The 14,101-nt window shown below is 56.6% G+C and carries 9 protein-coding genes; 3 read left to right on the forward strand and 6 right to left on the reverse strand.

The genetic code is table 11. From position 1 onward, the window contains the following. Positions 1-65: 65 nt before the first annotated feature. Positions 66-848, reverse strand: coding sequence for an exodeoxyribonuclease III (locus AC0YNS_RS25830; protein ID WP_475783810.1), 783 nt, complete (start codon positions 846-848; stop codon positions 66-68). Between the two features lie 144 nt (positions 849-992). Between AC0YNS_RS25830 and AC0YNS_RS25835 the strand changes: the two genes are divergently transcribed. Together AC0YNS_RS25835 and AC0YNS_RS25840 are read left to right on the forward strand one after the other, a co-directional pair. Next, on the forward strand, positions 993-1,976 hold the full coding sequence (locus AC0YNS_RS25835) for an MBL fold metallo-hydrolase (protein ID WP_475783811.1): 984 nt from the start codon (positions 993-995) through the stop codon (positions 1,974-1,976). Between the two features lie 23 nt (positions 1,977-1,999). Next, positions 2,000-2,920, forward strand: a complete 921-nt coding sequence (locus tag AC0YNS_RS25840; protein WP_475783812.1) for a polysaccharide deacetylase family protein — start codon at positions 2,000-2,002, stop codon at positions 2,918-2,920. Between the two features lie 77 nt (positions 2,921-2,997). Here AC0YNS_RS25840 and AC0YNS_RS25845 read toward each other — a convergent pair whose 3' ends face one another. Both AC0YNS_RS25845 and AC0YNS_RS25850 read right to left on the reverse strand, forming a co-directional pair. Continuing rightward, positions 2,998-4,455, reverse strand: coding sequence for a methyl-accepting chemotaxis protein (locus tag AC0YNS_RS25845; RefSeq protein WP_475783849.1), 1,458 nt, complete (start codon positions 4,453-4,455; stop codon positions 2,998-3,000). A 365-nt stretch (positions 4,456-4,820) separates the two neighbouring features. After that, positions 4,821-5,324 (reverse strand): DUF5946 family protein, encoded by a 504-nt coding sequence (locus AC0YNS_RS25850; protein ID WP_475783813.1) that lies wholly within the window; start codon positions 5,322-5,324, stop codon positions 4,821-4,823. Between the two features lie 147 nt (positions 5,325-5,471). On the opposite strand from AC0YNS_RS25850, the gene AC0YNS_RS25855 reads away from it, so the two are divergent. Then, entirely contained in the window at positions 5,472-6,398 is a 927-nt protein-coding gene (locus AC0YNS_RS25855; RefSeq protein WP_475783814.1) for an alpha/beta fold hydrolase, read from the forward strand. A gap of 214 nt (positions 6,399-6,612) precedes the next feature. Here the strand turns inward: AC0YNS_RS25855 and AC0YNS_RS25860 are convergent, their stop codons facing one another. The 3 genes from AC0YNS_RS25860 to AC0YNS_RS25870 form a co-directional block, all read right to left on the reverse strand. Further along, positions 6,613-7,539: an acetylxylan esterase gene (locus AC0YNS_RS25860; RefSeq protein ID WP_475783850.1), complete on the reverse strand. Its 927-nt coding sequence runs from the start codon at positions 7,537-7,539 to the stop codon at positions 6,613-6,615. A 69-nt stretch (positions 7,540-7,608) separates the two neighbouring features. Next, positions 7,609-8,820: an MFS transporter gene (locus tag AC0YNS_RS25865; protein WP_475783815.1), complete on the reverse strand. Its 1,212-nt coding sequence runs from the start codon at positions 8,818-8,820 to the stop codon at positions 7,609-7,611. A gap of 227 nt (positions 8,821-9,047) precedes the next feature. Continuing rightward, entirely contained in the window at positions 9,048-14,039 is a 4,992-nt protein-coding gene (locus tag AC0YNS_RS25870) for a DEAD/DEAH box helicase (protein ID WP_475783816.1), read from the reverse strand. Positions 14,040-14,101: the final 62 nt, after the last annotated feature.

Genomic DNA, 14,101 nt, shown 5'->3' on the forward strand with positions numbered 1-14,101 from the left:
CGAGCTGTCGGGATAAATAAGAAAGCCGGGTGTTCTCCGCGTTGGAGAATGCCCGGCTTTTCTAATTACTCTGCTGCTGTTGCAACGGTGCTTAATTCGCCTGTCGTCAGTACAACCGGACAATGGTCGCTGCCCATGATGTGACAGTCGATCTGCGCATCGATTAGTAGCGGAGCAAGTCTGGAGGAAACAAGGAAATAGTCAATCCGCCACCCCACATTCCGCTCTCTGACCTTCGGCATATAGGACCACCATGAATATACATCGGCGAGGTCCGGATAGAAATAGCGGAAGGAGTCGGTGAAGCCGGATGCGAGCAGATCGGTCATTTTGCCGCGTTCTTCAAGCGTGAAGCCGGAATTGCCCAAATTGGGCTTCGGGTGCTTCAAGTCAATCTCTTCATGGGCGACGTTCAGATCACCGCAGACGATGACCGGCTTCTTGGCATCGAGCTCCAGCAGGTAGCCCCGGAACCGATCCTCCCACTCCATCCTGTAGTCGAGCCGCGCCAGATCGCGTTTGGCATTCGGCGTATATACCGTGACGAGATAGAACTCATCAAATTCCAGCGTAATGAGGCGGCCTTCGGGCTCATAATCCTCTTCCATGCCGTAACGCACGGATAGCGGTTTGATTTTCGTGAAAACGGCCGTGCCGGAGTACCCCTTCTTCTCCGCATAATTCCAGTAGCTCTCGTAGTCGTCACCAAGCTCAAGCTCGATTTGGCCCGCCTGTAGCTTCGTCTCCTGCAAGCAGAAGATATCCGCGTTCATCTCCGTAAAATAATCCATAAACCCTTTGGTCACGCAAGCGCGTATCCCATTTACATTCCATGAGACCAGTTTCATCGGCTAGTTCTTCTCCTTGCTGCTTATCGAATGAATTACTACCAGTTTAGCACAGAAGACTGCGCTCATGGTGGCTGGGTACCGCTTTGCACTATAATGGGAATAACAAGGAAGAATTGGACAATAGAAAGGGCATGATCGCGAATGGCTTCCACTCGGCAAAATAATAAATTCGTCAACGCCATAGAAACAAAGATGGATATGAGCTTCAAGGCGATCGTCAGCATGCTTCGGGATCAGTTCAAGGGCAGTCCGAATCGGCAGCCGGCGAAGGCGATTCCGTATAAGAAGCTGACATTGCCCGCTCGACCACAGGCAGCAGGCATTCAAGTGACCTGGTTCGGGCATTCCGCGTTCCTGCTTGAGATGGAAGGGAAACGGCTGCTGTTTGACCCGATGTTTGCGGATTCGCCGTCACCGGTTTCGTTCTTTGGCGGCAAGCGCTACAGCGGGGGTCTTCCGCTGCAGGCGGAGGATTTTCCAGCGATTGATGCCATTATTCAGTCGCATGATCATTTTGACCATCTGCACGAAGGCACGATTCGGAAGATGAAGGATAAGGCGGCGCGGTTCATCGTACCGCTGGGCGTAGCGAAACGGCTTCGTAAGTGGGGCGTGGATCCGGCGAAAATTTCCGAGCATGATTGGGGCGATGAGCTTCAATTGGCGGGGCTTACGCTTGCATGTATGCCGGCTAGGCATTTCTCGGGCAGAGGATTGTTTGATCGGAATTCGACGCTGTGGTGCTCGTGGGTAATAGCCGGGGAGCGCAATCGGGTGTTCTACAGCGGGGATAGCGGCTACGGGCCGCATTTTAAAGAAATCGGGACGAAATACGGGCCCTTCGATCTGACGCTGATGGAGTGCGGTCAATATGATGAGCGCTGGTCGTCCATCCATATGATGCCGGAGGAGACGGTGAAGGCGCATGTTGATGTGCGGGGAAGCCTGCTGATTCCGGTCCATTGGGGTGCTTTTACGTTAGCCTACCACGATTGGACGGATCCGGTTGAGCGTGCGGTAAAGGCGGCACATGAACAGGGAGTTGCAATTGCAACTCCGCAGATCGGAGAGACCGTTACGGCAGGAAGTGGGGATTATCCTACTGCAGCTTGGTGGCGAGGGTAGCCCGAGGAGAGGGAGTGCGCGTAATGAAGGGGAACGGAAAGTATCTCATCATCAATTGTGATGACTTTGGCCAAAGCGCGCCGATGAATGCGGCCATTATGCATTTGCTGGAGGAACGGCGCGTTTCGTCGGCGACGATCATGGCTCCGGCGCCGGGCTTCGAGGAAGCGGCAGCTTGGTGCAAGAAACGCGGGCAGTCCAACATTGGGCTGCACCTGACGCTGACCAGCGAATTCGATGCGCTGCGGTGGGGAAGTTTGACCGGTCATCCTTCCTTGCATGATGCAAGCGGGCATATGTATCAGACCGTAGAGGCGTTCGAACGAGGTGCCGTTACTGCAGCGGTCGTGCAGGAGATGGATGCTCAGTATGATCGGGTGCGCCAAGCGGGCATTACCATTACGCATGCAGACAACCATATGGGCAGTCTGTATGGAATAGCGACAGGCCGCAGTCACATTCCGCAAGTCTTGATGAAATGCGCCAAGTGGAAAGTGCCGTTTCGACTGTTCCGCCACGTTCATCCGGAGGATATGATGGCCGCGGTTCCCGGCGTGGAACGTGCAGTAGGCAAGGCTTCGGCGCTCGCGGGTACGCTCGGCGTAGCAATCCCGGACTATCTGTTGTCGCATCCTTTCGAGATTGAAGAAGGGGAGACGTTCGAGTCCTTCAAGCAATCCATCATCGCCAAAATGTACCGCCTGCCCGAGGGCATCAGCGAGACGTACATTCATCCCGCTGTGGAGGATGCCGCGATGCTGGCGGCGATTCCCCACTGGGAGAAGCGGGTATGGGAATACCGACTCATGCTCGATGATGATTTGCACGCTGCATGCAAGGATGCGGGCGTCACGCTGACGGACTACAATTTCATCCAGCAGCATGGCAAATCATCGCGCCTTCGCTCCGTTTGGGCGCTAGGCACGGAGCTGCTGCGCAAGTAGCCGGTCGGCGCGGAGCCTTATCTTGCACAACAAAGGCCGGGTTCAATGGGAACCCGGCCTTTTCATAAACGATTCGATTAGATGCGGAATCGCTTCACCATCGTATTAAGCTGATAAGCGAGCGAGCCGAGCGACTGGGAGGAGCTTGCCGTCTGCTGGGCAGCGGCGGCGGCCTCTTCGCTGATGGAAGCAATGGATTCAATCTGCTTCATGACTTCCTGGGATTGCGAGGCTTGGCTGACGCTCGAAGACGCGATTTCTTTGGTCTGCTCCGCCACTTCGCCGACCCGAAGCACAATGCTGCCAAGCGCTTCGCCGGCTTGTCGATAGAGCGTCTCGGTGGTCGACATGGCCTTCACGCTCTCATGCGTACTATGTTGCATCCCCTTAATAATATCGGCGATTTGCTTCGTAGCTTCGCCGCTGCGTTCCGCCAGCTTGCGTACCTCGTCTGCCACGACCGCGAAGCCGCGTCCTTGGTCGCCGGCCCGCGCCGCTTCAATCGCGGCATTCAGCGCCAGCAAATTGGTTTGCTCGGCAATGTCGTCGATTACACCGATGATGTTGCCGATCTGATTCGAATCCTTCTCCAATTCATTCATGCGCTGCGAGAGCAGGTTCATGCTGCTTAGTGATTCTTGCACGGTATTGCCGCAAGCGATCGCTTCTTTGTTGGTGTTAATGGTGAGATGCGTCGCTTCCTTGGCGCGCTGCGATACGGTGCGCACGCCTTCTGATAGCTTCGTAACGACCTCTGAAGCGGTTTGTGCCGACTCGGCTTGATACATGTTACCTCTGGCAACTTCATCGGTTGTTGCCGAAATTTCCGCTGCGGCTACTGTCACGGCTTCGGCTGAAGTAAGCACGTTGCTGATCAGCTCACGAAGTCCGTTTGCCATGCCATCGATGGAGTGTGTGATGGTGCCAAGCTCATCCTTGTAATGCTGAGACGGACCGTCGTTATGAAGATTGCCTTCGGAAACTTGCTTCACACGATCCAGTATATGATCGACAGACTTTGTGATTCGGCGAATGATGCCTAGTCCCGTAATTCCAATAATCAGCACACAGAGGGCGATGATGATATAGATAAACAAATGCATGCTCACATTGTCCTTCTGAATCAGCTCTGCCTGTGTAACCGCATAAGCATCGAGAAATTCACCAAGCTCATTCAAGCTCTCCCTGGCTGTGTCGAAATCCGTGATATCGCTTGTGCCTGCAGCAGTCTTGTCGGACCATGCGGCAAAATGGGTATTGAACCGGTCGAGGTTCTGTTGAACGGTTAAGTGAGATTGCTCATGCGTTTCTGCCGAAAGTCCATTCTCGGTCAGGATGGTACCGGCATTGCCGACCCGTTCGACGATTTGTCCGATATTCTCGCTCAAATCCTGCTGCTGCAGCTGCAGCTCATCATCGGTCAGATGACCATTATCAATCGTTTGATAGGCGTTCAGTGCTTGGTACATGTCGCGGTCAGCGTTAAGAATCAGCGAAGTGGTTTGCGCACTGACGTCGTACATAGTTGTTTTCATATGACTCAAATCGGCATTATTCCTTTGAATCAAGTAAAAACAAACAACAACAAAGAGTACCAACGGAATAGCAAGCAGGCCACTCAACTTCTTCTTTAACGAGATGTTATTCAGCATCCGGACAACCCCTTTTATCTTGGTCCAAGCCAGCTTTGACAGCTTTAGAGCCCATTATAGAGTCAAGTTGTTTAGGAAGTTTGGCGGTAAATGTTTAAATTGTGTTTGATTTTGAAGAGGACGCAAATAAACAGTCGTATATTTGAGCCTAGCTACAGAGAAAATAGGATAACTATGAAAAAGAATCCAAGCGCATCATTAGAAAGGGTCCCTTCTAAGCAGCAGCTGCTTGGAAAGGACCCTTCTGGCTATTCGGCAGGAAGGAGAGGCTGAGCGGCTTCCTTCACCCAAGGATGGGCATGTGCCCAGCTTCTCCAAACCGCGTGAACCCATTGGCGAATCATCGCATCCCGAGGTTCACCGGCTTCCGCGTGAAGCACTTCTTGAATGGTAATGGCTGCGCTCGTTTGCGGTGGGGCGAGCTCGGGCCATGTGATCTTTTTGCGACCTAACTCCATATGCGCTTGTTGCACTTGTTTGCCCGTAAATCCATGCTCTACGACCAGATAGAGACCGATCAGCGAGAAGGCGGTCGTAATGGAACGCGTGAATCCGCCTGAATGCTGCGCACCGTAGGAGTCTAATGCCAGCTGATGAATAAATTCGGGCTGTCCATGCGATACCGTGTAGTAAGATAACTGATTAAACAGTTCCATACATTCGCCGGACGCATGAAAACGCGAGGGCTCCGCAAAGTACTGATTGGGCAGCATCAGACCGCACCCGGGACATTTGACGATCGATTGTTTCATGGATCTTCCGCCTCCTCTATTAGATAAACTGCGTCCGCTGCAACTTCAAGCTTCGGCAAAATGAATCCCATTCATCTGCATAATCGGCCATGCGCCGGACCTCACAACCTACTACACAACAAGATGCGCCGCAGAGGAGGGCATGGGTTGAAGAACAAGAAAAGCTATACTCTTCACAGCACCGTCTCCAAGGATGGAACGTGCATCGGCTACAGACAGTCGGGGCATGGCCCCGGTCTTGTCATCATTCATGGCGCATTCGTCTCCGGGCATGAGTATGAGAAGCTGGCACGGGAGCTCTCTGACACGTTTACTGTGTATGTCGTCGATCGGCGCGGTCGCCTTTACAGCGGTCCGCAGGGTATGCAGTACAGCATAGAGAAGGAGTGCGAGGATGCCTTGGCTGTTCTTCAGGCAACGGGGGCTCCTTATGTGTTTGGCCACAGCTTTGGCGGGCTGATTGCACTGGAACTAGCGCGGACGCCTTGGTCGGCGATGGAGAAGCTAGCCGTGTATGAACCGGCCGTCTCGGTCGACGACGAGTTTCCTTCCGACTGGATGCCCGCCTATAAACGTCAGATGGAGAAGGGGAAGGACTTGGATGCTTTTGTTACCTTCCTCAAAGGAGTAGGAGTATCAGAGCAGATGGTTAAGCTGCCGCGCTGGCTTATCAAGCTGATGCTGCTTCCTTCCCTGCTGTTCCGGGAAGGGCGTAAGCTGCGCGAGAAGCTGCCGACACTCATTAAAGAGATGGATGAAGTGTTCCGCCTTGACTCCACGGTCCGCAACTACAGCGCCATACGCGCGGAAACTCTCATTCTGGCCGGAGGCACCAGCCCGGCATTTCTGCTGAAGGGTGCCAGCGCGGCAGCGGCGGTCATTCCGAACGCTTCGTACGCCGTGATGGAGGGACTTGGTCATAATGCGCCGGACTTGTTCAACCAGAAGGAGATTGCGCAGCGGCTGAAGCGGTATTTTGCCGAGGAAGGGGCTGCCTATGAACAAAAAGAACCTCGGCAGCTCGCTGTGAAAGGCGCAGCGGGTGACAGAGGTTCTTCCGGGCAGCCCGGTTGAACCCGGGCATTATGGCATATTCGAGTATGGCTCTGGCACAGCCAGACCGCCGGTAAAGAGAGACAGGGCAGCATGACGAGCCGCGATTGCAGCTGTACGAACGAGAGGCGAGTTGGATCGGATCATTCTGCTCACTCCTTTAGGTAACCGTAGTCAGACTTACCTAAATTATAGCGGATTGAGGCCATGCGTCTATCGCTAATTTTGGCGGATTTTAGCGAAACTGCTTCTGCAGAAATAGAATCCGTTCCCTATTGTGGTACTCCCCGATTTCATGACCGCTGAAAGGGTAATCGAAGATCACTTTCTCCGATGCAATCCGGTTGTAAACCGCATAGATCGTCTCCGGCAGACAGACGCCGTCTTTCCAACCGACCGACATCAAGACAGGAACCTTGATGCGCGAAGCCAGATTGAGCATGTCGTAGTGAGCCAGCGTATGTAGAACAGGCTCCAGCTGCTCAGGATAACGCTTGAGATGCTGCGCGACCTCCGATAAGGAGCTGCTGGAATGGAGCACACCGTGATCCATATTGCACATATTCGGAATATCGGCGATGACGGCCGTTACTTTGGGGTTCAGCGCTGCCGAGATCAAAGCGAGACCGCCGCCTTGGCTGCCGCCGACCGATGCGAGTCTCGCAGGATCAACCTCTGGCTGCGCTGCGGCGGCATCAATGGCACGAACGACATCGAGCGTAAGGGCATGGTAGTACGAGCCCTCCGGCTGAAGCAGATTGCTGGAAACCCAGCCTTTCACCGAGCCTGTGAGCTCCGGCATGTAATTGCCGGTCTCGCCGCCTTGTCCTCTCACATCAACAGCGAATACGGCATAGCCGAGAAGCAGCCAGCTCGCGTAGCGTTCCGGATAACCGCGGTCATCGGTATAGCCCGGGTAGGTTACGATACAAGGAAGCTTCGCGCCGGCGCCAGCTGCTGTTTGCGGAACGATAAACCAGCCGTGAATCGGCGTGTCATCGTAGCCTTTATAAGTGATTTTATCGACGGTTATACCTGGGAAAGGGGAGTCCGCGCGCTCGCGTAGGAGCTCTAGCGGAATATCCTCATATTTACGCAGTACCTTATCCCAGAAGGCATGAAGTTGATCAGGATCCATTGTCAGCTCAGCTGAGCAATTCATAAGCTCGCGCTTGCGGCGAGAAATCGCATCGTTCACAGTGGTAAGCCTCCTCCAAGTCGGTATTGCGTATTATTTGTGCATCGTCATGAGGACAGAAGCGGTCGTTGAAGCAGATCGACGAGATGAAAGGGAAGCCCAGAGAATAACAAGCAGCATCAATGCCGCCGTACCCGCGAATAACCAGCGAACGGCTTCCGGGCCATGCTGGTCGAGGAACCAGCCGGTTCCCTTGGGCAGCAGCGCGCCGCCAATACCGCCGCAAGCCATGAGCAGGCTGGTCGTCCGCTCGGTCCTGCCGGGCGTTGCCCGGTTGGCAAATACAAGTGCGATCGCAAACATGCCTGACATCGTGAGTCCAACGACAAAAGCAAGCACGAATGCCGGTAATGCGCCGGTGAACAAGGTCATGAGTATGAATAGTACGGAAGTAATGATACAAGTCCCGATTAAGTAGGCCGAGCCGCCGATGCGATCGGCGATTTGCCCGGAAACCAAGCGGCCGATGACCATCGCACCCCAGAAGAGACTGAGCGCGAGTGTAGCTGACGACTCCACCAGACCGTTCGTTTGTACAAGCAGGGATGGCAGATAGTGGATATAGCTCATTTCAAGACCTACATAAACAATGAAGAATACCGCGCATGCTGTAAGAATAACGAGAGAACGTGATGTGAGCTTTGGTGCAGCTCCCGCATGGGCTTCATGGTCGGCGGTTCCCGCCGAAGAAGCGGGTTGATCCAGAACGGATGGCCACCAGATCGACCATAGTAAGAAGGTGACAGCACCGAGCACGCCGACGATTCCAAAGGACAGTTTCCAATAACCGGCCTCGATTAAGGCTGCACCCGCGAACGGGATAAGCAAAGCGCCGACGCCGAAAAAGGTTTCTACGCGGCTCATCGCAGTATTGGCTTTCGCCCCGGATGCTCCGATAATAAAGGACCCCACAACGGCTTCCGTCATGCCGAGGCCGACTCCGGCAAAAGGCGCAATCGTGAGCATAACCCACCATGGCGGCAGCATGGTGTATAGAAATTCAGCTACGGTCATGAAGCCGATGGCGGACAGCAGCACCGCTTTTTTGCCAATCTTCCCGATGAGCCATGGTGCGCACAGAATGCCTGCCATTCCCCCAAGAAATTGATGCATGACGAGTTGACCGCCATCTCCATATTGTACGCCATAGGCGTGAACCATCGGTTCCATTATAGCGCCGATGACCAATTGACCGAGCCCGACAACGAGATAAGCGAAACAACCTAGATAGACTAACCGAGACATTTATTCCAGTGCTCCTCACGTGGTAGATTATTTCCACCTTAACATATATGGGAGAGAGGAACGATATGAAAATATGACCGATTTCCATAACAAAACAGCCTCTTCTCCTGCAGCATAGGTTTGCAGGAAGAGAGGCTGTTTGTTTATGGCGAGGTTGCTCGGTTGCTGGAAGAGCGGCTGCATGTGACAACGAAGGTTGCTCGATTGCGAAAGAGAGGCTGCATGTGTCAACGAAGGTTGCTCGGCCACAGCACAAGGGAGCGATTGTCGCGCTCGGCGCCCATGGCGCGCAGCATCTCTTGGGCGGCTGTCGATTCGGTTATCGGCTCTCCGTTCCAGCGGTCGATCTTGATTTTGCTGAGTCCGTGCTGACGAAGCAGCATGCGGAAGATTTCTTTGAGCTCGGCTGCGCGGGCGGCGTTGCCAGCTGCATCAGACGGAGTCGATAAAGCAGACAGGTCGACGATGTGTCGGCCGTTATTTTCGAGCCAGAAGCGCCATTGCCCGTGCTGCAGCACGAGGTAATTGCCGCTCTTGCGAGCGAATCCGGTGCCGCGGACGCTCGGCCAATCGGCGGCGAGGCCGAACGGATTGGCCGGGTCCGTAGCGGCGAGGACCGTGACGGCGGCATTGTCCTGGCCGGGCAGCGGCTGGCGGACCGCAGCGATTCCCTCGCGGCGCGCGAACTGCAAGGTTTGCACGCCTTGCACCAGCAGGCCGCGGGTTACGACGCCCCACTGCTCCAGCTGCTTGAGCATCGGCAGCAGCTCCTCCCAGCTGAATGGCGAGAGCTGGGCGACGAGGTCCTTGGACACGATGCCGTAGCTGTCCAGCAGATGCTGCGTCCAGTGGAGCGCCGACTCCGACAGCTCGGAGGAAACGGAGCGCAGCTGGGCGGAGCCGGTTGGTTCGGCGTGCTGGCTGGGCTCGGCAGGGTGACCGGCCTGGCCGAGCGGAGCGGGCTGAGCCGGTATAGCAGGCGGAGCCGGCCGAACGGGCTGCATAGTTACGGCTGGTCGGTCGGGCGTGACGGGCAAGACTGGCTGCTCGCTGAGCGGGCCTGTCCAGTACCAGCGCCCAAGGCCGGAGCCGGTGCGTGCGAGCTGCTTGCCCTTGGTCTGCAGCTGCAGGCGGAGCGGCGCGAACTGGTCGTTCGAGACCGTGCCCTCCCAGATCAGATCGAGCAGATCTGTCAGCAGCTCGGACGGCACTTTGCCGTAATCGCGGCTCAGCTTAGTCAGGAAGCTGGCCCCGCCTTCCTGGAGCAGCGCAAGCAGGCGGGGATGCTTGGTGCTGTTGGCAGCTTGGACAGCTCGTGCGATAACCGGTGCGTAGAGAGGCTTGGACTCGGAGAGGAAGAAGGCAATTTTGCCTTCCTTCTCGTTCTCTTCTTTGCGGCCGATCCAGATGATTTCACCGGAGGCGCAGAGCAAATCCAGGTCGTCCTTTCGATAGCCGATCACACGGGAAGGGAACAGGACGGATTCCCAATGCGAAGCAGGCAAGAAGAAGCCTTGCAACCGTTCGATAACCATGCGCAGTCCGTCGATTCCGCTTAGCTGCGAACCCGAGAGAGCGTGCTGGAGCATGGACATATGAGCGCACCAGCGAATGGGGGCGATCGGCTCGGCTTGTTTTCGCGCTTGCTCCATTGTCAGTCGGATTAGTCGTTTGGCTACGGTGCGGCTCGTCCAAATCCGCTCTTCCTCACCATCGGCGAAAGGAGCAGGCTCGATTCGATCCAGCTGCAGCAGCACCTCAGGGATATGAGCGGCCTGGGCCGGCGAAAGATCGGGGTAGTGCTCACGCAGCTCTACCTCGTTGAAAGAAAGCCGGTGGTCTGCGAAGCGACCGGCAATAAAAGCGATGGCGCTTTCGCTCTTGGGGAACGCGTCGTACATGTCCTGCTCCTCCGCGCAGATCCATCGGCGCTGTCCGCGGCCGAACGGTTGCTCCGCGATACGACCTGCATCGCGTAGAGCTTGCAGCCATCCCGGTACGGATTTACCGGCAATGGCAGTTAGTTCCTCGGTCGACAAATCGCCGCGCTGTTTGAGCAGCATATACAGCTCCTCGGCGTTTGCGGGAACTTGTCGGCCACCGGTTTCCAGTCGCTCCTGCTCCTGCTGAGCAATGCCGGGATCGACCGCCCGTTGAACGGCCTCTTCTCCGAAGAGCTGTCCTGCCAGCGACTTGCTCACACTAAGCAGTTGGAGCTGTGTCGCTTCGCTCAGGCCATCGCCTTCATAGAGCATCATATTGGCGTAGTCGGCGAGAAATTGAACGGCAAACGGTGATGGGGCATGCGATTCTTTGACCAGCACCTCGATTTGACCTGCGGTGATCGACTCCAGCAGTTGTTTTAACCCATTCGTATCGAGGTAGTCATGCAGACATTCCCGCATGGCCTCCTCAAGATAAGGGAACTGCTCGGCATAAGGGAGCGATTGCTTCAACAACTCTTCGCAGCGCAGACGTTTCTGCCACATCGGCGTACGCGTGAAACTGCGGGAGAGGAGAAGCGACGTCTCTGCGATACGACGGAAAGATAATCCGAGAAACGGGGAGCCCGTAATCGCTTCTGTGAGAAGTGACTCCACGCTGTCCGCCGTAATTTGCCACAGCGTCTGCAGCCAGGAGGCGTCCCAATCGGGCACGACCAGCTCGATGCCGTTGTCTTTGGCGTTGCCGTACATCGAGTAGGGCAGGAGCCGCTGAAATTGCCGCTCGATGGCGAGCAGCCACGTTCGGTTCATACGCCTGCCGAACGGATTATGGATAATGATACGGGTCTGGTTCATCAGATCGCGATAATGCTCGATAATGATTCGCCGCTCGGTGGGCAGCCCAAGCGCATGATGCTGGGATTGGACGAGCCCAATCAGCTCGGAAGCCGCATAATGATCGAGCCCATATTCTGCATCGAGCCAGTCAATGGTGGCGTCTTCCCTTCTTCTTGCCAGCTCGGGATCGCTTTTGTTCGTTGGGTCGTCCAAAGCCAGCCTTGCGGATAGCTGTTCCAGAAAATGACCAAGCTGAATGCCGACCTCCACGCTTCGGCTGGCGTTCTCCGCCTGCCAGAACGGGATCTCGCTGAAGCGATTCGGTGCTTCTTGGACATATACGCGGTCGTTCTCGATGCTGCTGATCATCCAAGAGCTGGTTCCAAGCTGAAAGACGTCTCCGACACGGCTTTCTGCTATATAAGTTTCATCAAGCTCGCCTAAGTGAGTACGGCTGTCTGCATGATGAACGGGATAAGCGGAGCTTTGCGGAATCGTGCCGGCGCCGGTAATAGCGGCCATGGATGTATTGGCCCTTTTGCGGAGCGTGTCAGTGGCTCGATCCCATTCCACTAGAGGTCGTGCGAACGGATAAAATCCCGACAATACCTTGAGCGCAGCCTCCAATCGCGTTCGTGGGAAGCCGCGGAAACATTCGCTTTGTATTATCAGCCTGTACAATGCATCGATACTGATATCTTCCGCCGCTACGATGGAAGTCATATGCTGCGACAAGACGTCGAGCGGCTCACGCGGCAGGGTGATCGCTTCGATGTCACGCCGCCCGATGTTACGGCAGAGCACTGCCGCCTCAGGCAGCTCGCTGCGCGATCGCGCGATGATGAAGCCGCGGCTCACATCGCCGACGGCGTGACCGGCGCGTCCGATCCGCTGAATGCCGGCGGCTGCCGCTTTGGGCGAGTCGACCTGAAGCACGAGGTCGACATGGCCCACGTCAATGCCGAGCTCGAGCGAGGAGGTGGCGACGAGGCAGCGCAGCTCGCCGGCCTTGAGCATGCGCTCGACCTCAAGCCGCCGCTCGCGCGAGAGGCTGCCGTGATGCGCGCGCGCCAGCTCGTAGCCCGCGTGCTCGTTGAGCCGCAGCACGAGCCGCTCGCACATGCGGCGGCTGTTCACGAACAGCAGCACGGAGCGTGCGCCTTCCATCAGCGCCATCATCCGCTCGATGATGGGCTGCCAGACGCCATCGCGCGTGCGAGCAGGGCGGCTGAGGTCCGGCATCGTGACCCGGACCTCAATGGACTTGGTCATCGTACTCTCGACGATGACCACCCGGCGCCGCGCGTAGCCGAGCGGATGCACCGGCTCCGCATCCGCCGCGCCGCCGTCCGCACTCGCTCCAAGCTCGCCATGCTGCGCCGCCGCGCCGCCGTCCGCACTCGCTCCAAGCTCGCCATGCAGAGCCGCCGCGCCGCCGTCCGCACTCGCTCCAAGCTCGCCATGCAGAGCCGCCGCGCCGCCGTCCGCACTCGCTCCAAGCTCGCCTTGCTGCGCCGCTGCGCCGCCGTCCGCACTCGCTCCAAGCTCGCCATGCAGAGCCGCCGCGCTGCCGTCCGCACTCGCTCCAAGCTCGCCATGCTGCGCCGCCGCGCCAACCCCAGCGCCTGCCTGCGGCTCCCAGCCGCCAAGAAACCGCGCGACCCGCGTCAGCGGTTTCTGCGTCGCCGACACGCCGATCCTCTGCACCGGCTGAGCCGCGAGCGCGGACAGCCGCTCCAGCGAGAGCGACAAATGCGCGCCGCGCTTGTCGCCGGCAAGGCTGTGGATCTCGTCGACGATGACGGTCTCGACGGTTCCAAGCATTGTGCGACCTTTGTCCGAGGTGAGCAGCAGGTAGAGGGACTCCGGCGTTGTCACGAGCACGTCGGGAGGGCGCCGAGCCATGCGCGCCCGTTCGCTAGAAGGCGTATCGCCGGTCCGCACCGCGGAGCGGATGCCCGGCCATGCTTCGGCCGTGTCGCCGCCAGCCTCTCCGGATTCACTCTCAAACCGTTCAATATCCTGCATAAATCCGACCAAATGGTGTTGAATATCATTGTTGAGCGCCTTAAGAGGCGTAATATATAGCACACGCACACCGGGTGGCAGGGTTTTACCCCGTGCAGCAGCAGCCAGCTTGCGCTGAGCAAGGCGATTCAAACATGGCAGCAGTGCAGCCAATGTTTTGCCCGATCCGGTTGGCGCGGCAATCAGCGTATGACGGCCTTCCACAATGGCGGCCCATGCTTCCAGTTGGACAGGGGTAGGTTCGCCGAAAGTATGCCAGAACCAACCGGCCAGCGTCTTATGAAATCCCGCGAGCGCGGGGGATGAGAGTGACATAGCGGAAGCTCCTTTTCTATTCAAGTACTCAAAATGTATAATTTCATCTCCAAAAGACACCGCCAGCTGGTTAGTTTCACTGGAACGCGCCATCCAGAGCCCATATATCTGCAAACGAACTCAATTATTAATTCTAACGAATCCCACAGGCCTTA

This window comes from Paenibacillus sp. J22FR21 (assembly GCF_056269135.1).